Origin of the sequence: Nonomuraea sp. NPDC050328 (assembly GCF_044459405.1) — a bacterium.
Lineage (GTDB): Bacteria > Actinomycetota > Actinomycetes > Streptosporangiales > Streptosporangiaceae > Nonomuraea.
Genome location: NZ_JBITIW010000009.1, coordinates 241,675 through 260,224 on the forward strand (window position 1 = coordinate 241,675; position 18,550 = coordinate 260,224).

General features: G+C 71.0%; 21 protein-coding genes. 14 read left to right on the forward strand and 7 right to left on the reverse strand.

Annotated elements, in window-relative coordinates; all coding sequences use genetic code 11:
* Positions 1-58: 58 nt before the first annotated feature.
* Positions 59-1,180 (reverse strand): UDP-N-acetyl glucosamine 2-epimerase, encoded by a 1,122-nt coding sequence (locus tag ACIBG7_RS30885; protein WP_397338477.1) that lies wholly within the window; start codon positions 1,178-1,180, stop codon positions 59-61.
* 346 nt (positions 1,181-1,526) lie between these two features.
* Here ACIBG7_RS30885 and ACIBG7_RS30890 point away from each other — a divergent pair, with 346 nt between their 5' ends.
* On the forward strand, positions 1,527-3,803 hold the full coding sequence (locus ACIBG7_RS30890; RefSeq protein ID WP_397338478.1) for a LuxR C-terminal-related transcriptional regulator: 2,277 nt from the start codon (positions 1,527-1,529) through the stop codon (positions 3,801-3,803).
* A gap of 1 nt (position 3,804) precedes the next feature.
* Here ACIBG7_RS30890 and ACIBG7_RS30895 read toward each other — a convergent pair whose 3' ends face one another.
* Both ACIBG7_RS30895 and ACIBG7_RS30900 read right to left on the reverse strand, forming a co-directional pair.
* On the reverse strand, positions 3,805-4,290 hold the full coding sequence (locus ACIBG7_RS30895; protein WP_397338479.1) for a hypothetical protein: 486 nt from the start codon (positions 4,288-4,290) through the stop codon (positions 3,805-3,807).
* Between the two features lie 73 nt (positions 4,291-4,363).
* Positions 4,364-5,230 (reverse strand): EamA family transporter, encoded by an 867-nt coding sequence (locus tag ACIBG7_RS30900; RefSeq protein WP_397338480.1) that lies wholly within the window; start codon positions 5,228-5,230, stop codon positions 4,364-4,366.
* A 174-nt stretch (positions 5,231-5,404) separates the two neighbouring features.
* Here ACIBG7_RS30900 and ACIBG7_RS30905 point away from each other — a divergent pair, with 174 nt between their 5' ends.
* Positions 5,405-6,307, forward strand: coding sequence for a LysR family transcriptional regulator (locus ACIBG7_RS30905; protein WP_397338481.1), 903 nt, complete (start codon positions 5,405-5,407; stop codon positions 6,305-6,307).
* Position 6,308: 1 nt separating this feature from the next.
* On the opposite strand, the gene ACIBG7_RS30910 is transcribed toward ACIBG7_RS30905, so the two are convergent.
* Positions 6,309-7,160 carry an EamA family transporter gene (locus tag ACIBG7_RS30910; RefSeq protein ID WP_397338482.1) on the reverse strand — a complete coding sequence of 284 codons (852 nt, stop codon included), beginning with the start codon at positions 7,158-7,160 and terminating at the stop codon, positions 6,309-6,311.
* Positions 7,161-7,372: 212 nt separating this feature from the next.
* On the opposite strand from ACIBG7_RS30910, the gene ACIBG7_RS30915 reads away from it, so the two are divergent.
* From ACIBG7_RS30915 to ccsB, 5 genes are all read left to right on the forward strand, one after another.
* The gene (locus ACIBG7_RS30915) at positions 7,373-8,002 is read left to right on the forward strand and encodes a histidine phosphatase family protein (protein WP_397338483.1); all 630 of its coding nucleotides are present in this window, start codon (positions 7,373-7,375) and stop codon (positions 8,000-8,002) included.
* 87 nt (positions 8,003-8,089) lie between these two features.
* A complete protein-coding gene (locus ACIBG7_RS30920; RefSeq protein ID WP_357919802.1) occupies positions 8,090-8,656 on the forward strand; it encodes a TlpA disulfide reductase family protein in 567 nt (188 codons plus the stop codon).
* On the forward strand, positions 8,649-9,392 hold the full coding sequence (locus ACIBG7_RS30925; protein ID WP_357919804.1) for a cytochrome c biogenesis protein CcdA: 744 nt from the start codon (positions 8,649-8,651) through the stop codon (positions 9,390-9,392). The genes ACIBG7_RS30920 and ACIBG7_RS30925 overlap by 8 nt, the downstream gene beginning before the upstream one ends.
* Positions 9,362-10,912, forward strand: coding sequence for a cytochrome c biogenesis protein ResB (locus ACIBG7_RS30930; protein ID WP_357919807.1), 1,551 nt, complete (start codon positions 9,362-9,364; stop codon positions 10,910-10,912). The genes ACIBG7_RS30925 and ACIBG7_RS30930 overlap by 31 nt, the downstream gene beginning before the upstream one ends.
* Complete coding sequence (ccsB, locus tag ACIBG7_RS30935) at positions 10,902-11,831, forward strand: c-type cytochrome biogenesis protein CcsB (protein WP_357919810.1); 930 nt, start codon at positions 10,902-10,904, stop codon at positions 11,829-11,831. Before ACIBG7_RS30930 ends, ccsB begins: the two co-directional genes overlap by 11 nt.
* On the opposite strand, the gene ACIBG7_RS30940 is transcribed toward ccsB, so the two are convergent.
* Positions 11,832-12,149 carry a PLDc N-terminal domain-containing protein gene (locus ACIBG7_RS30940; protein WP_357919813.1) on the reverse strand — a complete coding sequence of 106 codons (318 nt, stop codon included), beginning with the start codon at positions 12,147-12,149 and terminating at the stop codon, positions 11,832-11,834.
* Positions 12,150-12,210: 61 nt separating this feature from the next.
* On the opposite strand from ACIBG7_RS30940, the gene ACIBG7_RS30945 reads away from it, so the two are divergent.
* A complete protein-coding gene (locus ACIBG7_RS30945; protein ID WP_357919815.1) occupies positions 12,211-13,065 on the forward strand; it encodes a hypothetical protein in 855 nt (284 codons plus the stop codon).
* A gap of 10 nt (positions 13,066-13,075) precedes the next feature.
* Positions 13,076-13,318 (forward strand): hypothetical protein, encoded by a 243-nt coding sequence (locus ACIBG7_RS30950; RefSeq protein ID WP_357919818.1) that lies wholly within the window; start codon positions 13,076-13,078, stop codon positions 13,316-13,318.
* A gap of 73 nt (positions 13,319-13,391) precedes the next feature.
* Here ACIBG7_RS30950 and ACIBG7_RS30955 read toward each other — a convergent pair whose 3' ends face one another.
* Positions 13,392-13,613: a BldC family transcriptional regulator gene (locus ACIBG7_RS30955; protein ID WP_026214226.1), complete on the reverse strand. Its 222-nt coding sequence runs from the start codon at positions 13,611-13,613 to the stop codon at positions 13,392-13,394.
* Positions 13,614-13,869: 256 nt separating this feature from the next.
* Here ACIBG7_RS30955 and ACIBG7_RS30960 point away from each other — a divergent pair, with 256 nt between their 5' ends.
* Positions 13,870-14,088, forward strand: a complete 219-nt coding sequence (locus tag ACIBG7_RS30960; protein WP_357919821.1) for a DUF4229 domain-containing protein — start codon at positions 13,870-13,872, stop codon at positions 14,086-14,088.
* On the opposite strand, the gene ACIBG7_RS30965 is transcribed toward ACIBG7_RS30960, so the two are convergent.
* Positions 14,085-15,278 carry a hypothetical protein gene (locus ACIBG7_RS30965; protein ID WP_397338484.1) on the reverse strand — a complete coding sequence of 398 codons (1,194 nt, stop codon included), beginning with the start codon at positions 15,276-15,278 and terminating at the stop codon, positions 14,085-14,087. The two genes, ACIBG7_RS30960 and ACIBG7_RS30965, sit on opposite strands and share 4 nt — an antisense overlap.
* Positions 15,279-15,406: 128 nt before the next feature.
* On the opposite strand from ACIBG7_RS30965, the gene ACIBG7_RS30970 reads away from it, so the two are divergent.
* The 4 genes from ACIBG7_RS30970 to ACIBG7_RS30985 all read left to right on the forward strand — a co-directional run bounded on the left by ACIBG7_RS30970 (position 15,407) and on the right by ACIBG7_RS30985 (position 18,507).
* Positions 15,407-16,126: a demethylmenaquinone methyltransferase gene (locus ACIBG7_RS30970; RefSeq protein WP_397338485.1), complete on the forward strand. Its 720-nt coding sequence runs from the start codon at positions 15,407-15,409 to the stop codon at positions 16,124-16,126.
* Between the two features lie 166 nt (positions 16,127-16,292).
* Positions 16,293-17,546: a geranylgeranyl reductase family protein gene (locus ACIBG7_RS30975; protein ID WP_397338486.1), complete on the forward strand. Its 1,254-nt coding sequence runs from the start codon at positions 16,293-16,295 to the stop codon at positions 17,544-17,546.
* A 46-nt stretch (positions 17,547-17,592) separates the two neighbouring features.
* The gene (locus tag ACIBG7_RS30980; RefSeq protein WP_357919833.1) at positions 17,593-17,952 is read left to right on the forward strand and encodes an NADH-quinone oxidoreductase subunit A; all 360 of its coding nucleotides are present in this window, start codon (positions 17,593-17,595) and stop codon (positions 17,950-17,952) included.
* Positions 17,953-17,955: 3 nt separating this feature from the next.
* Complete coding sequence (locus tag ACIBG7_RS30985; RefSeq protein ID WP_357919836.1) at positions 17,956-18,507, forward strand: NADH-quinone oxidoreductase subunit B family protein; 552 nt, start codon at positions 17,956-17,958, stop codon at positions 18,505-18,507.
* The last annotated feature ends 43 nt before the right edge of the window (positions 18,508-18,550 follow it).

Here is an 18,550-nt window from a genome sequence, read left to right on the forward strand (position 1 = left end):
CAGCCCGCCGGGGCTCAGCTTGCCGGGGCTCAGTCTGCCGGCTTCAGTCTGCCGGGGCTCAGCCTGGCGGGTGGAAGTCCGCCGGGCGCGGTGCGAGGCCCAGCAGCCAGCCGCAGGCCGCCACCGTGCGCTCGGCGGCCCGGCCGTCCCCGAACACGCACGGGCGCGGCACGCCACCGCCGGGCGGCCGGGCGGCCAGCACGGCGTCCGCGGTCTTGAGGATGAGGTCCTCCTCCGTGCCGACCAGGTGCGCCCACCGGCCGAGCAGTGCCTCGCGCCGCTCGGTCGTCTCCCGCATCACCAGCAGCGGCAGCCGCAGGGAGGCCGCCGCCTCCTCGACCTCGCCCGAATCGGTGATCACCAGCGTGGCCGTGGCCAGCAGGTTCACGAACTCCTGGTACGGCAGCGGCGGCAGGCGTCGCAGGTTGGCCGGTCCGCCGGCGGCCTCCTCGGGACCGAGCGGGGTGGTCGTCACCACGTCGAGGCCGGGCCGCTCGGTGGCCAGCCGGGCGGCGACCCTCGCGATGCGCCGCCTCGGCTCGCCTCGCTCCGGCCGGTGCGCGATGACCAGCGCCAGCGGCCGGTCCGGGCGGCGGCACGGCGTGACGACGTGCATGAGCGCGTCGATCGCGGTGCTGCCGGTCACGATCACGTTCGCGGGGGCGATGCGCTCGGCCAGCAGGCTGTCCCTGGCCGAGCGAGTGGGAGCCAGGTAGAGGGCGGCCGGGTGCAGGCCAGCCGGGTGCGGGCCGACCAGGCGCAGGTCGGCCGGGGGTGCGGCGAGTCGCCGGTCGATCTCCTCGGGGAAGGGCAGCGCGTCGCGGCTGCGCAGACCCGCCTCGACGTGCACGACCCTGATCTTCACCGGCTGCGCGGCCAGCCCACTGGCCAGGGCCGACGTGGTGTCGCCCTGGACCACGACCAGGTCGGGGCGCAAGGCGGCGAAGTGCTCGCCGAGCCCGGTCACCAGGTCCCCGGCCAGGCCGGGCCGGCCGCTGCGCCGTACGTCGGCCAGCCGCCGGTCCACCCGCGCGCCGAACAGGGCCAGGGTCTCCTCGACGGCCTCGCCGCGCCGGCCGGGGCCGATGACGGCGACCTCCGCCCACGGCTGGGCCTGCAGGGCGCGGACCACCACCCCAAGCTTGACCGCCTCGGACCGGGCGCCGACGACGACCGCCACGCGGTGTCCCCGCGCCGGGCCGGGCCTCAGCGGTGCCTCCGGCGAACGGGCGCGCCGGTGGCTGCCGCCTCCAGCCCGTGGTTTCGCGAGCGGCTGAGGACGAAGGCGAGCTTCGAGTGCACGACCAAGGAGGACTCCCGGCATTTCGCAAGAGCAACTGAGGAGTCAATGTAGTGAGGCGTTAATCGGGAGTTGCCGGAAACACTCACTCTCCGGAGTGATTAATCGTTAATGGGTCACTCCCCGAAGGGGCTGGCGGACATCCGCATACCGATAAAGGTGAACAACCTTCGCTAGGTATGCGGATCGTGCTGACAACCAGCGATGCTTTCCCTACGCTCAGTCTGTGGGACCGCTGACGATGAAGAACGTCCCCGCGGAGACGACGAGCTTCGTGGGCCGCGCCGCGGATCTCGACGCGGTGCGCGACCTGCTGGCCAACGCCCGTCTGGTGACGCTGGTCGGTCCCGGCGGGGTGGGCAAGACGCGGCTGGCGGTCCGCGTGGCACGGGCGGTCGAGGCGGCCTTCCCCGACGGCGTCTGCCTGGTCGAGCTCTCCTCCCTCGAAGACCCCGGCCTGCTCGCCACCACCGTGGCCGCCGCGCTCGACCTGCCCGAGCGGCCCTCGGTGCCGGCGATCGAGCTGCTCGCCGGCCACCTGCGCGAGCGGCGCTTCCTGCTCCTGCTGGACACCTGCGAGCACCTGGTCGACGCCTGCGCGGCCCTGGCCGAGGTGCTGCTCTCCAACGCTCCGGGCCTGCACGTGCTGGCCACCAGCCGCCGCCCGCTGGACATCCCCGCCGAGCACACCCGCGCCGTCGCCCCGTTACCGGTGCCCGAGCCGGGCGCGCCCTGGCCGCCCGACCCCGGCGGCGCGCTGAGCCTGTTCGCCGACCGTGCCGCCGCCGCGGCGCTCGGCTTCACGGTGACCGAGGACAACCGGGAGGAGGTCGGTGCGCTCTGCCGCCGCCTCGACGGCATCCCGCTGGCGATCGAGCTGGCGGTGGTCCGGCTGCGGGCCCTGCCGCTGGAGGCCATCCTCGCCCGCCTCGACGACCGCTTCCAGCTCCTGACCGGCGGTAGCAAGACCGTCATCCCCAGGCACCAGACGCTGGAGACGACGATCGGCTGGAGCCACGACCTCTGCTCGCCCGCCGAACGCCTGCTCTGGGCGCGGCTGTCGGTCTTCGCCGGGGAGTTCGACCTCGACGCGGCGGAGAAGATCTGCGCCTTCGGCGAGCTCTCCGCCGAGGCGGTGCTCACCACGCTGATCAGCCTGGTCGATCAGTCGGTGGTGCAGCGGGTGGAGGGCGCGCCCGGGGCCCGGTTCCGGCTGCTCGACACCATCAGGTCCTACGGCGCGGGCCGGCTGGCCGCCTCGGGGGAGAGCGAGATCCTGCGCGCCCGGCACCGCGATCACTACCTGGCCATGACGCGGGCCTTCGACGCCGGTTGGCTCGGTCCCGACCAGCTCTCCTGGCTGGAGTGGGCCCGGCACGAGCGGCCCAACATCCGGGTGGCGCTGGAGTTCTGCCTGAGCGCTCCCGAGCAGGCCCCGCTCGGCCTCGAACTGGCCGGCAAGCTGGCCGGCCTGTGGTTGTGCGGCCTGCTGGCCGAGGGGCGGCACTGGCTGCACCGGGCGCTGGAGCTGGCCGGGGAGCCCACCACCGACCGGGTGCGCGGCCTGTGGCTGATGGTCTGGCTGATGGACGTCGGCGGCGTGCGCGGCGACACCAACCGGCTGCTGCGCGAGGGTGAGGAGCTCGCCGACCGGATCGGCGACGAGAACGGCGCGCTGTGGTGCTCGGTCTTCCGGCTGCACACCCAGTTCTTCGAGGCCACCGTCGCGCCCGACCTGGCCGGCTTCCTCGCCGTACGGCACCGCCTGGCCGAGCTCGGCGACCGGCTGGCGGTCATCTTCACCAGCCTGGTGCTCGGCTGGATGCACACCGCGATGGGCGATCCCGCGCAGGCGGTCGAGGCGTGCGACGAGGCGCTGGCCGCCAACGCCGATCCCGAGGAGTGCTGGGCCCGGAGCTGGGCGCTGTGGGTGAAGTCGATGGCGTTGTGGGCGCAGGGCGAGCACGGACCGAGCGCGCGGTGCCTGCGTGAGGCGGTGCTGCTCAAGCACCGGCTGGGCGACGTCATGGGGTTCGCCCAGTGCCTGGAGGGTCTGGGCTGGGCGGCGGCCGAGCGGCGCGAGCACGACCGGGCGGCCCGGCTGCTGGGCGCGGCCGACACCCTGTGGCAGCGGGTGTCGAACGAGCCGCAGTTCGGGTTGCGGCTGCTGCAGGAGTTCCATGACAAGTCGGTGCAGGTGGTCCAGAACGGCCTGGGGCCGCACGGCTACGCCGCCGCCCGTCAGCGTGGCGGTGCGCTCGACGTCGAGCAGGCGCTGGCCCTGGCGCTGGACGAGCCGGTCGAGCCCGGCGAGGACCGGCGGCACCTGTCGCCGCGCGAGCGGCAGGTCGCCGAGCTGGTCGCCGACGGGCTGACCAACCGCGAGATCGGCGAGCGGCTGGACATCTCCAAGCGCACGGTGGACGCGCACCTCGAACACATCCTGGCCAAGCTCGGCCTGGTCTCGCGGACGCAGATCTCCAAGCTGACCACGCGGCCCTGACTCAGCCGCCGGCCGGCACGCGCTCGCGCTCGCGGGCGCGCACGCTGCGGGCGGCCCACAGCGCGAAGCCGATGTAGAGCACCTGCTCGGGAATCCGCTGCCAGAGCGGGCTGGCCATCGCCGAGTCCGTGAGGGCCGCGTAGACGTTGGCCGGGAGCATCAGCACGAACAGCAGGGCGAGGCAGAGCCCGGCCGGTCGCCGCCAGCGGGTCGTCACCAGCCCGGCCGCTCCCGCCAGTTCGAGCACGCCGGTGAGGTAGATCACCGCGCTCGGGAAGGGCACGACGGGCGGCACCATCGCCACCAGGTCGTCGTGCGTGGGCATCACGGTGACCTCGCCGGGGACGAAGTGCGCGCTGGCCGTCATCACCAGCATCACGGCCAGCGCATGGGCGGCGCTGACGTCCCAGCGGGCGAACCGGCGCACGCCGAGCGCGCCGAGGCCACGGAAGACGAGCAGAGCGACGAGCAGGACCACGGTCGTCATGGAGGGCTCCAATTGGATAGGCACGCTATCTAATGACTAGATAGCGGCACTATCCGACATCTGCTCGGATCTGTCAAGCCAGGACGCGCTCCCGGGGCACGGCACGCGGGCGGGAGCCGGCGTAGAGCACGCCGGAGACGATGAGCGCGGCGGCGACCAGCTCCACGGCGGACAGGTCCTCGCCGGTGAAGAGGGCGGCCGAGCTGAGCCCGAAGACCGGGACGAGCAACGCGTAGGGAGCGACCACCGACGCGTCGTAACGCTGCAACAGCCAGCCCCAGACCCCGAACCCGCCGAGGGTCGAGATGAAGGCGACATAGCCCAGCGACAGCCAGCCCTCGGCCGGGGCCGACAGCGACGGCAGCCCCTCGGCCAGCACCGACAGCAGCAGGAGTGGCGGCGCCGACAGCGCGCTCACCCACACCATGAACCGCAGCGGATCCGGCGGGGCGGCCTTGCGCTGGATGACGTTGCCCAGCCCCCACGCCACCGCGGCGCCGACGCAGAGCAGGAAGGGCCCGACCGGCGCGCCCAGGCCGAAGTCGTAGGCGACGAGCAGAAGGCCGGCGAAGGCCACGGCCAGCCCGGTCACGCGCCGCCTGGTGAGCCGCTCGCGCAGGAACAGCACGGCGAACAGCACGGTGAACAGGGCGGCGGACTGGAGGACGAGGGAGGAAAGGCCGGGCGGCATCCCGGCCTTCATGCCGATCAGCATGAGCCCGAACTGGGCCACGCCGATCGACGCGGCCACTCCCGCCACCCAGCGCCAGGCCACTCCCGGCCGGCCCACGAACAACAACGCGGGGAAGGCGGCCAGGGAGAACCGGAGGGCGGCGTACAACAGGGGCGGGAAGTGGCGGAGACCCACCTGCATGACGACGAAGTTGAAGCCCCACACGGCGGCGAGGCCGACGGCCATCGCCAGGTGGCGCGGCCTCACTTCTTCTTGTAACGGATGCGCTGCTCGCGGGCCTGCTCGGCGAGGGCGCGGAGGTAGGAGGGAGACTCGGTCTGCTGCTTGGTCCGCTTAATCATTCGCATGCATATATTCTCCATCGCTACACATTCGACCACAAGCGAGACTTTCTACGCTAAACCCTTTAGGCTTGCTTACATGTTGGATCTGAACCGGCTCAAGGCGCTGCACGCCGTCCACGTCTACGGTTCGGTGGGCGCGGCGGCCGACGCGCTCATGGTCACCCCCAGCGCGGTCTCCCAGCAGATCGCCAAGCTGGAGCGCGAGACCGGCGCCACGCTGGTCGAGCGCAACGGGCGCGGCGTGCGGCTGACCGACGCCGCCGGCCTGCTGGCCGAGCACGCCGAGCGCATCCTGGCCCTGGTCGAGACGGCCGAGGCCGACTTCGAGGCGCTGCGCGGGGCGGTGGTCGGGCGCATCAACGTCGGCGCCTTCCCGACCGCGGCGCGCGGGCTCCTGCCCAAGGCGCTGTCCCTGCTGAAGGAACGCCACCCCGAGCTCGACGTGCACATGTACGAGCGCGAGCCCGAGCAGACCCTGCGCGAGGTGGCGCGTGGCGAGCTCGACCTGGCGGTGGCCCAGGACTGGCTCAACCGGCCGCTGGCCGTACCGGAGGGGCTGGCCAGGAAGTCGCTGTTCGACGACTTCGCCGACGTGGCGCTGCCCGCCGGGCATCCGATGGCCGAGCGGCGCGAGATCGAGCTGCGCGAGCTGCACGCCGACCGCTGGATCAGCACCGCGCCCGGCACGGTCTGCCACGACTGGCTGGCCTTCACGCTGCGCAGCGCGGAGCTGGAGCCGGAGATCGCCTTCTGGGCCAACGAGTACGCCACCCAGCTCGCGCTGGTCGGCCAGGGGGTCGGCTGCGCGATCGTGCCGCGGCTGGGCCGCGACCACGTGCCGGCCAACGTGCGCATGGTGCCGATCCGGCCCCGGCAGACGCGCCGCATCTACGCGCTGTGGCGGGCCGACGCCGCGCGGCGGCCGGCCATCCGCGCGGCGGTGGAGGCCCTGATCGAGGCCTCCCCGACGATCGGCTGACCTAGCTCAGGGCGATGGCGACGACGCCGCCGAGGATCACCCCGGCGGCCAGCAGCCGGCACCGCAGGTCGCCCTCGGCGAGCAGCCGCCCGCCCAGCACCACCGCGATGAGCACGCTGACCTCGCGCGCCGGGGCGACCACGCTGACCGGCGCCATGGTGAAGGCGAAGAGCACCAGCAGGTAGGAGAGCGGCACCAGCACGGCCGAGCCGAGGATCTTGCCGCGGTGCTCGCGCCAGGCGGGCAGGAGCAGGGCGCGCCGCCCGATCATCGCCGGCGCCATCGCCAGCGTGCGGCCGAGCTCGCCGAAGAAGCTGAGCAGCACCGGCGCGACCGCGAAGGCGCCGACCACCTGGGCGTCCCAGATCGTGTACCCGGCGATGAACAGCCCGGTCAGCAGGCCGTAGAACAGCCCGGGCCGGTCGGCCCGGCCGCCGCCGCTCATCAGGAAGACGCCCACGCCCACCAGCGCGATGCCGAGGCCGCCGAGCAGCCCCGGCCGCTCGTGCAGGAAGAGCACCGCGACCGCGCTGGCCAGCATCGGGCCGGTGCCGCGCGCGACCGGATAGACCACCGACAGGTCGCCCCGGCTGTAGCCGCGCTGCAGGGTCACGAAGTAGGCCAGGTGCAGCAGGCACGAGACGCCGATGACGGCGAGGTCGGGCCAGCCCGGGTAGGTGCCGGTGACGACCATGAAGCCGATCGCGACCGGCGCCCACAGGACGGTGCCGGCCGCGCCGACCATCCAGACGAACACCAGCCCGTCGAGCTTGGCGGCCTGCTTGCTCAGCAGGTTCCAGGAGGCGTGCGCCACGGCGGCGACGAGGACGAGGCCCAGGGCCAGAGGACTCATTGCGGACTCCACACGAGGTAGAGCCTCCAGGTTTTTGTCCCGTAAGCTGTACGGCCCGCCAGGGGCCGCGGCGCCGCTCGGACCTGTCTCCCGGCCGCTCCGGATCGGAGGCCGGGCCCGGAACCCTAGGCGCAATCAACGAAGATTTTACCTTTTGCCGGGTTTTCCGCCGAGACCTGGGTGCCCGATGGGGCGTATAGGCTGGGCGCACCATGGCCCAGACCACCGTCGTGCACCTGCTCCGCCACGGTGAGGTGCACAATCCGCAAGGCGTCCTGTACGGCAGGCTGCCCGGCTACCACCTGTCCGAGCGCGGCCGGCAGATGGCCGAGACGGTCGCCAAGGCGGTCGCCGGCCGCGACATCGTCGCCCTGTACAGCTCCCCGCTCGAACGCGCCCAGGAGACCGCCGCCCCGCTGGCCGCCACCCTCGGCCTCGACGTCGAGCTCGACGAGCGCCTGCTGGAGGCGGCCAACTTCCTCGAGGGCAAGGTGGTCGCCGCCTTCCTGCGCACCCCCGGCAACTACCGCTACTTCTGGAACCTCAGGCGCCCGTCGTGGGGCGAGCCGTACATCGAGGTGGTGGCGCGCATGCGCCAGATGATCATCACGGCGCGCAAGGCGGCCGAGGGCCACGAGGCGGTGCTGGTCAGCCACCAGCTCCCGATCTGGATCAGCCGCCTGGCCGCCGAGGGCCGCCGCCTCTGGCACGACCCGCGGCGGCGGCAGTGCGAGCTGGCCAGCCTGACCAGCTTCACCTTCGAGGGCGACCGGCTGATCAGCGTCGGCTACAGCGAGCCGGCGCGCTCGCTGGTCAAGGGCCCGACCATCCCCGGGGCCTGAGATCGTGGCCCCGGTTGTCCCGGGCGGGCACCCCCGCCGGTAGAGTTGCAAGCTCTACCGCTTGTAGTACAAGGAGATCTTCCTCCCGTGCGCGCGACGTCCCTCACCCTCGCCCTGCTCGCCGTCGTCGCCACGGGCTGCGCCGGGAGCCAGGGCGGCCAGCCGCAGGCGGGCGACACCAGGTTCGTGGCCGGCGACGGCAAGATGCAGACCTTCGCCGCGGCCGACCGCAAGCCCGCCCCCGACATCAAGGGCGAGACGCTCGACGGCGGCCAGGTGGCGTTGTCGCAGTACAAGGGCAAGGTCGTCGTGCTCAACTTCTGGGCCTCCTGGTGCAACCCCTGCCGCGCCGAGGCGCCGATCCTCAAGGACGTGGCGGCCAAGACCAAGGCGAGCGGCGTGGAGTTCCTCGGCGTCGACTTCAAGGACACCAAGACCGAGGCGCTGGCCTTCGAGCGCTCCGAGCAGCCCGGCTACCCGAGCCTGTTCGACCAGCCCGGCAAGGTGGCGCTGGCCTTCCAGGGCACCGTCCCGCCCGCGGCCATCCCCTCGACGCTGATCATCGACAAGCAGGGCCGGGTCGCCGCCCGCGCGCTCGGCGCGATCAAGTACACCGACCTGATGACCACCGTGACCAAGGTGCGCGATGAATGACGTCGTCGCCACCTGGGGGCAGATCGTCGCGTCCGGCTCGCTGCTGCTCGCGATCCCGATCGCCGCGCTGGCCGGCCTCGTCTCCTTCCTGTCCCCGTGCGTGCTGCCACTCGTGCCGGGCTACCTGTCCTACGTGACCGGCATGAGCGCCGACCCGCGGCGCGGCCGGCTGGTCGCCGGCACGCTGCTGTTCGTCGCCGGCTTCGCGCTCGTCTTCGTCGCCCAGGGCCTGCTCTTCGGCGGCCTGGGCTCGATGCTGTACGGCAGCGCGGACGTCATCACCAAGGTGATCGGCGTCCTGACGATCATCATGGGCCTCGCCTTCCTCGGCGTCATCCCCGGGCTGATGCGCGACGTGCGCATCCATCGCGCCCCCGCCGCGGGGCTGGCCGGGGCGCCGCTGCTCGGCATCGTCTTCGGCCTCGGCTGGACCCCCTGCATCGGCCCGATGCTCGCCGTGGTGCTCTCGCTCAGCGTGACCGAGGGCAGCGCGGGCCGCGGCGCGCTGCTGGCCGTGTTCTACGCGCTCGGCCTGGGCGTGCCCTTCGTCGTCGCGGCCTTCGCCTACACCAAGGCGCTCACCACCTTCCAGGCGATCCGCCGGCACTCGCGGCTGATCACCCGGATCGGCGGGGGCATGCTGGTGGTGGTCGGGGTGCTGCTCGTGAGTGGTCTGTGGGGAGAGCTGGTGGCGACCATGCAGTCGTGGATCAGCGGCTTCAAGCCGGTGATCTGATGGCGATCGACGAGATGGCCAAGAGGGAGGCGTCCTCGCCCAAGGGGCTGGGCGTGGTGGGCTGGCTGCGCTGGGGCTGGCGCACGCTGACCTCGATGAAGACCGCGCTGATCCTGCTGTTCCTGTTCGCGCTGGCCTCCATCCCGGGCTCGCTGGTGCCGCAGCGCGGCGTCGAGCCGGAGAAGGTCGCGCAGATCTACCAGAACGACCCCGGCCTGGCCGAGTGGTACGAACGCTTCTCGCTCTTCGACGTCTTCAGCTCGCCCTGGTTCGCCGCGATCTACCTGCTGCTGTTCACCTCGCTGATCGGCTGCATCATCCCGCGCACCCTGACCTTCGCCCGCGAGCTGCGCCGCAAGCCGCCGGCCGCACCGCGCAACCTGGCGCGCCTGCCGTACCACGCGGAGCTGGACGGCGAGCTGACGACGGAGGAGGCCGCACGGCGGCTGCGCAAGCTGCGCTTCCGGGTGCAGACCGGCGACGGCTGGGTGGCGGCCGAGAAGGGCTACCTGCGCGAGGCCGGCAACCTGATGTTCCACGTCTCGCTGCTCGGCCTGCTGGTCGCCGTCGCGCTCGGCTCGCTGTACGGCTACCGCGGCAACGTCCTGGTGGTGGAGGGCGACGGGTTCGCCAACACGGTGGCCACCTACGACCGGTTCATCCCGGGCAGCCAGGTCAACGCCGAGTCGCTGGAGCCCTTCTGGTTCACCCTGAAGGACTTCCAGGCCGTGTACTCGCAGAACGGCCAGGAGCTCGACTACTCCGCCTTCCTGCGGGTCAACGACGCCTTCGACTACGAGCTGAAGGTGAACGAGCCGTTGGAGATCAACGGCACCCAGACCTACCTGCTCGGCCACGGCTACGCCCCGATCATCAAGATCACCGACGGCAAGGGCAACGTGGTCGTCGACCGGCCGGTGCCCTGCCTGATCACCGACAAGGGCACCCTGCTGTCGGAGTGCGTGGTGAAGGCGCCCGACGCGCAGCCCTCGCAGCTCGGCATCGCGCTGCTCTTCCTGCCCACCGACGACGGGCAGGGCGGCTCGCAGTTCCCGGCCGCGGTCGATCCCAAGCTGCGCGTGGTGGCCGCCTTCACCGGCGACCTGGGCGCACGGGCGGGCATCCCGCAGTCGGTGTACCAGATCGCCTCGCCCGAGGTCATGCGCAAGCTCAAGGGCATCGTCATGGGCGCGAAGGCGCCCGCCCCGCTGGCCGTGGGCGGCTCCTACGAGCTGCCGGAGGGCGCGGGGAAGATCGAGTTCACCGGTGTCAAGAAGTGGATGACGCTGCAGATCGCCTACGACCCCGGCCGCCTGCCCGCGTTCGTCGCCTCCGCCCTGGCCGTCCTGGGCATCGTGCTCTCGCTGATGATCCGCCGCCGCCGCGTCTTCGTGCGCGTCGCGGACGGCCGGGCCGTCGCCGGGGGCCTGACCCGCACCGAAGGCTCCGCCGCGGGCTTCGAGGCGGAGTTCGCAGACATCGTCAAGGTCCTATCCGATGGAGACAGGGATGTCCGTTGACCTGATGGCCGAGCTGAGCGACACGCTCATCCTCGCCGCCGTCCTGGCCTACCTAGCCGCGATGATCGGCTTCGCGCTGGAGCTCGCCTACGGCAAGGCCCGCGCCGAGAAGCCCGCCGCCGTCCCCGTGGCCGTCGGCGGCGGCCCGGCCGAGGAGGCGAAGGCGGCCGACGCGGAGCAGACGCCGGGCACGCCCGGCTGGGCCGTGACCGCCGGGCGGCTCGGCGTGCTGCTGGCGTGGCTCGGCTGCCTGGCCAACCTCGCCGCGCTGGTCCTGCGCGGCCTGGCGGTCGGCCGGTGGCCGTGGGGCAACCTCTACGAGTTCGTCGTGGCGATCACCTTCGCCGCGGTGGCCGCGTTCCTGGTGACGCAGCTGCGGTACAACGTGAAGGTCCTCGGCACCTTCGTGATGGTCACCGCCACGCTGGGCCTGGGCGCCTCGGTGAAGTTCTTCTACACCGCGGCCGGCCCGGTGATGCCGGCGCTCAACTCCTACTGGATCGCCATCCACGTCACCGCGGCGATCGTGGCCAGCGGGCTGTTCATCGTGGCGGCGGTGGCCGGCATTCTCTACCTGGTGCGCGGCGACGGCGTCTCCCGCCTGCCGGCCCGGGCCGACCTGGAGCGCATCGCGCACCGGGCGATCGTGCTGGCCTTCCCGATCTGGACCTTCGCCGTCATCGCCGGCGCGCTCTGGGCGGACAAGGCGTGGGGCCGGTACTGGGGCTGGGACCCCAAGGAGGTCTGGGCGTTCATCACCTGGGTCGCCTACGCGGCCTACCTGCACGCCCGGGTGACCGCCGGCTGGCGGGGCAAGTCCGCCACGATCGTGCAGCTGCTCGCCTTCGCCTGCCTGCTGTTCAACCTGATCGGGGTGAACCTCTTCCTCGGCGGCCTGCACTCCTACGCGGGCGTCTGATCAGTCGTCGCCGCGCATCCGGCGCTCGAGGTCCTTCAGGAAGTCGGGGTCGTCGTCCGGCCCCTTCGGGGGCGGGGGCGCCGGCTGCTGCCGTTGCTGAGGCTGCTGGGGGCGCAGCCTGGGCGTCGCCGACTGGGGGCCCAGCGGGCGGCCGAGCAGGAACCAGAAGAGGCTGCCGATGAGCGGCAACAGGACGATGACCAGGACCCAGAGCACCTTGGGCAGGTTCCTGATCTCCTCATCCGGGGTCGTGATCACGTCGAAGAGGGAGTAGATCCAGAGGGCCAGCACCGCGAGGCTGACAAGCACACCTGCCATGTCCGCACTGTAAGCCATTCCGGGCTCGCGTGAGACCCGGCGGGGGTCGTACCGTACTCGGGTGAGGACGCGTGCGGACGACGGTGGACGTCACCGTAGGGGCAGCTGGTGGCGGCGCGGCTCCTACTTCCTCTCCCGGCGCAAGGACGCCCCACGCGACTCCGACCGCTCCATCTGGCTCGACCGGCCGGAGAAGCCGCCGGAACGCCTGCCCGCCGCGGTCGCGGTGGACCGCCCGCAGTACACCTGGCAGGACTTCGAGCTCGTGCGCGAGAGCCCGCGGGCTCAGCCCAACCGGCCGGAGACGCCCGCGCTGGGCGACGGCTTACAACACTGCGGCAAGCTGGAGCGCATCCTGCACCGGCAGTGGGACGCCCGCAAGGGCCCGCCCTCGCCCGACACCGTGCGCGCGGTGGAGAGCCTCGCCCGGCTGCCCGACCGGCTGAAGGAACTGCTCGCCGACCGCATCGACGGCATCTACGTGGGCACGGGCGGCGTCCCCGAGCTCGACGACATGGGGTACCTGCGCGGCGCACCGTTGCCGTCCGGCCGGGCGACCTGGGACATCTGCGCCGGCGCGTACGGCGACCGCAAGATCGTGGTGGGGGACCGGCCGTCGCCGACACCGGACGTGATGATGCACGAAGTCGGGCACGCGATCGACGATGTGGACTCGCCCTATGGCGATTGGGTCTCCGATTCGGCAGAGTTCGTGGCACTCTACGAACGGGCGCGGCCTTTGCTGGCCTCCGCCTTCCACCGGCAGGACGGGGGGCTCGGCCGCAAGGAGTTCTTCGCGGACGCCTTCGCGGCCATCGCCTCCCGCCAGCGTCCGGCGCTCCTCGACATGCTGAGCGGCGACACGAGGCTGGCGCTCGACATCATGCTCTTCTTCAACAGGCGCTACGGGATTTAGGTGATGAGCGATGTACGTCATCCGCCTTGCTGACGGGACCCTGCGCGTGCCGCAGAGCGTCACCAGCGAGGACGGCCGGCTCATCGGCAACGCCTTCGTGGAGCTCAAGCCGGGCGATCCCGACTACGACACGTGGGAGGCGGAGGCGCTGACCGAGGCCGAGGTGGCCGAGCGGCGCGAACGGTGGCTGGCCGAGAACGACGAGCTGGAGCGGGAGTTCCTGGCGTTCAAGGCGCGGCAGGACGACGCCTGACGGCCCGCTTCCGTTCGGGCTTCCGGTCTGGTGACCCTGCGGTTTGTGGCGCAGGATCACCTATGACGGAACGTCATACGCGCGGGGACTCGCCTGCGGGCCTGTCGGCCGTCAGCACGTCCTCGCCACGGAGAAGGGCATGCACTTCCGATTCACGGAAGCGCCGGTGCCCTCCGGGGGTACGGATGCTACTGATGCGGCCTGCCGCGGCCCAGCGCGTCACCGTCTTTGGGTCAACCCGGAAGAGGGCGGCAACCTCACCCGGGGTCAGCAGACGCTCGCTGCTACTCTCCACCAATCTCTCCCCCTCGCATCCCGCTTCCTGCCAGCGGGCGGACAGGTAACCAGTGTGTCGAGCGAAGCCTGATTTATCCGTGGTTTTCGACAAAGATCACGGGTTGTTATCGGCTGACTGCCCGATTGTTATATGATAGAGCCTCTTTGGGGCTCTCGTGGGTGTTTCTTTACGAAAGCACCTGACTGGGAACAGTAGCAGTGCAAGCGCCGGATGCGAAGAGCGGTCACTGCCGGGGGCGAGTAACCTCGAACGCGTGCGTCCAGTTCTGACTTACACCCTCGCCCGGGTCGGCGTGTTCGCCGTGACCGCCGGAGTGCTCTACCTCGTCGGGGCCCGAGGGCTCCTGTGGCTCGCCCTGACCTTGGTGGTGAGCGCCATCGCCAGCTACGTCCTGCTGGCGAAGCAGCGTGACGCGCTGACCCAGAAGGTCAGCGAGCGGCTCAACCGGCCGAAGCCCTCTCAAGAGGTCTAAGGCCTGGGGAACATGCCAATTCGGGCATGGTACTCCCCTCCGAGCCGCGTTGTGTCGCTACCGACAAGTAGTCCTTCCCGATGCGCGAGAAATGCCTTGACGCCGATCCCGCGCTCGCGCCCGGGGTTCCAACTCAGGGCTTTACCGGTGATCGGATGAATGGCGCCGATGCCCTCCCTCGGCACTGCTCCGGGCCCGGCTGAATCGCGTCCGCGCGGATTGTCGAGCCAGCGCTGATGCCCGCCGACATACACCGCCTTCCCGGTGACCTGGACGGCGTAGAGCGAGTCTCCGCCGGTGTGGTTCACCCAGGTCGGCTTGATCCGCGTCCCCCTGGCGTAGGTCTCGAACCGGGCGGTGGTGTCGCAGAGCCGGTTGCGCCCGCTGAGCGCCCCGCCGGTGGTGACCACGGCGAAGTACTTGCCGTCGGGGGACAGGTCGAGTCCGCGGACATAGGAGGGGAACGCCTCCATGCAGGCCGGCTCGTAGGCGGCGCTGTGCCAGTCGGCCACCTTCGCCCTGGTCCGGCCGATGTCGATCACGCCGAGCTGCGGGCGCGGCAGGCCGTCCAGGGTGGTGAAGCTGCCGTCCACGACCAGCCGGTCCTTCGAGACGGCCAGCGCGTGCACCTTCACCCTGGGCGTGCGCGGGTGGCCGGGGGTGACGGTGAAGGCCGGATCGGCCGCCCCGGTCGTCGCGTCCAGCCTCGCCAGCGCGGTGCGCGGATGGGCGAAGTCGCCGCCGACGTACAGCTTCGAGCCGCGCCGGGCCAGCGCCGTCACGTTCCCGCCGGCGACACCCGGCCGGAACCTCGCCGACACCCGCCCGTCGGCCAGGCTCAGCCGGAGCAGCCGGCCGTCGAAGTCGCCGCCCACGTAGACCGTTCCACCGGCGCCCGGAGCCAGCGCCAGCACGGGACCGTCCGGGTCGGGCGCGAAGTCCTCCAGGATGCGGCCGGTGGTCAGGTCGAAGGCGAACAGGTTCGTGCGGGTCAGCGTCTCGGTGCGCCGGGCGTCGCTCACCTCGCTGAACGACCCGCCGACCACGACCGTCGAGCCGACCAGCGCGATCGCGTTGACGATGCCGTCCAGGACGTGCGGGGTGTGGTCCACCGGATCGGCCGAGACCACGCGCGCGTGCGCGACGGGGGAGAGGGCCAGGTAAGCCGCGAAGGCCGTACGGGCAAGCATTCGCCAAGTCCTAGCATACTCAGAGTAAGGGGAAAGCCGCTTTCCGTCACTTTGGCCGGTGTTCCGGCCACGGCGTGCGAGGGCGATCCTGTCGGGCACCGGCGGTCCGGCTCAGTAGGCTGGGCACCATGACGCGCGCCCAGCTCGACAAGAAGCCGCACGAGGTCGCTGCGATGTTCGATCGCACGGCCCGCCGTTACGACCTGGTCAACGACCTACTCTCGCTCGGCCAGGACCGCTTCTGGCGCAAGGCCACCGCGCGCGCGGTCGACGCCGGGCCCGGCGAGGTGGTCCTCGACCTCGGCGCCGGCACGGGCACCTCCACCGTCTCCTTCACCGAGCTCGGCGCCCGCGCCATCGCCTCCGACTTCTCCCTCGGCATGCTCGGCGAGGGCGTGCGGCGGCTCGGCGGCAACGCGCTCAGCGGCCCCGGCGTGCCGTTCGTCGCCGGCGACGCGCTGCGGCTGCCCTTCGCCGACGAGTCGGTGGACGCGGTGACCATCTCCTTCGCGCTGCGCAACGTGCACGACACCGAGCACGCGCTGCGCGAGATGCTCCGCGTCACCAAGCCGGGCGGGCGCCTGGTGATCTGCGAGTTCTCGCACCCGAGGGTCAGGTCGTTCGACGTCGTCTACTCCCAGTACCTCATGCGCCTGCTGCCCCTGGTGGCCAAGGCCGCCGGGTCCAACGACGACTCCTACGACTACCTGGCCGAGTCCATCCGCGACTGGCACGACCAGCCCGCGCTCGCCGCCATCGTGCAGCGGGCCGGGTGGGAGCGCGTCGCGTGGCGCAACCTCTCGCTCGGCATCGTCGCCCTGCACCGCGGCTTCAAACCGCGCGGCTGAGCCGTACGGCAGGCGTCCGGAACGAGGCGGCGCTGCGGACAGAGTGATCACCTACCGGCTACTCTGGGCCCGGCGACCCCCGGCTGACACCTTGTCCGGGAAAGGCGTTAGACTTCCCGCGACAAGTTTGTGAAGACCTTCACAAAGCGCCGAGCAAGGACAGCCAGTGACCGAGCCAGCCGCCTCTCAGGCTGACGCCGACGTCATCGTCGTCGGCGCCGGTCCCGCAGGTTCCGCGACCGCGTATTACCTCGCCCAGCACGGACTCGATGTCCTGTTGCTGGAGAAGACGACCTTCCCCAGGGAGAAGGTGTGCGGCGACGGGCTGACGCCGCGGGCGGTCAAACAGCTCATGAACATGGGTGTCGACATCGACGCTCCGGGCTGGACGCGGCACAAGGGGCTGCGCGTGGTCGGCGGCGGGCACCGGTTCGACCTCGACTGGCCGGAGCTGGACAGCTTCCCCAACTTCGGGCTGGTGCGCACCCGGCAGGACTTCGACGAGATCCTCGCCGCCAACGCGGTCAAGGGCGGCGTGCGCCTGATGGAGGGCGTCAACGTCTCCGGCCCGATCCTCGACGACCGCAGCGGGCACATCGTGGGCGTCACCACCAAGGACGGGCGGAGCTTCCGCAGCCGCGTGGTGGTGGCCGCGGACGGCAACTCGACGCGGCTGGCCCTGGCGATGGGGCTGCACAAGCGCGAGGACCGGCCGATGGGCGTCGCCGTACGGACCTACTACGACTCCCCGCGCCACGACGACGACTACCTCGAGATCTGGCTGGAGCTGTGGGACGGCGACACGCTGCTGCCCGGCTACGGCTGGGTGTTCGGCGTCGGGGACGGCCGGGCCAACGTCGGCCTGGGCCTGCTGAACACGAGCGACGCCTTCAAAGCCATCGACTACCGCGACCTGCTGAAGCGGTGGACGAGGAACATGCCCGCCGAGTGGCAGTTCGACGACGAGCACATGACGGCGCCGATCCGGGGCGCGGCGCTGCCGATGGCCTTCAACCGGCAGCCGCACTACACCCGCGGGCTCCTGCTCGTGGGCGACTCGGGCGGGTCGATCAATCCCTTCAACGGCGAGGGGATCGCGTACGCGATGGAGACGGGCGAGATCGCCGCGGAGGTCATCGCCAAGGCGCTCCGCCAGGACACGGCCGCCCAGCAGGAGCGGGTGCTGCGGACCTACTCGCAGGTGCTCAAGGACGCTTATGGCGGATATTTCACCTTGGGCAGGTTGTTTGTCGAGGCGATTGGGAAGCCGGGTCTGATGAGCTTCGGTGTACGGCACGGCCTGCCACACCCGAGGCTGATGCGCTTCGCGCTGAAACTCCTTGGTAATCTCACCGACCGGCGAGGCGATGCGTCGGACAAGATCATTAATGTACTCTCGAAGGTCGCTCCGCCAGCATGAATCCACACCACACACACAGCTCAGACTGCAATGAGGAGGCGTAGCGATGGACCTTTACGTGCCCATCCTGGTGCTCGCCGTACTCGCCGGGGGGTTCGCGATCTTCTCGGTCGCCATCGCCCCCTTCACCGGTCCCAAGCGCTGGAACCGCGCCAAGCTTGACGCATACGAATGCGGCATCGAGCCGACGCCCCAGCCTGTCGGTGGCGGACGGTTCCCGCTCAAATACATGATCACGGCGATGCTCTTCATCGTCTTCGACATCGAGATCATCTTCCTTTACCCCTGGGCCGTCTCCTTCAAGGCACTCGGGGTGTTCGCGCTGATCGAGATGATCCTCTTCATTGCGACCGTCCTGGTGGCCTACGCCTACGTGTGGCGCCGCAAGGGACTGGACTGGGACTGAGACATGGGACTTGAAGAGAAACTCCCCAGCGGATTCATCCTCACCACCGTCGAGCAGGTGGCGGGCTGGGCGCGCAAGAACTCGGTGTGGCCGGCCACCTTCGGCCTCGCCTGCTGCGCGATCGAGCTGATGGCCACCGGCGCCTCGCACTACGACCTGGCGCGCTTCGGCATGGAGCGGGCGTCGGCTTCGCCGCGCCAGGCCGACCTGATGATCGTCGCCGGTCGCGTGTCGCAGAAGATGGCCCCGGTGCTGCGCCAGATCTACGACCAGATGGCCGAGCCCAAGTGGGTCATCGCCATGGGCGTGTGCGCCTCCTCCGGCGGCATGTTCAACAACTACGCCATCGTGCAGGGCGTGGACCACATCGTCCCGGTCGACGTCTACCTGCCCGGCTGCCCGCCGCGGCCGGAGATGCTGATCGACGCGATCGTGAAGCTGCACGACAAGATCCAGAACATGAAGTTCGGCGCCCACCGGGCCGAGCAGATCGACGAGCTCGAACTGCGCGCGCTGCGCCAGCTTCCGCTGATCGACCAGGGGGCGGTCAAGTGAGCACGGAGGAGAACCTCCCGTCCGTGCCGGAGACTCCGATCGT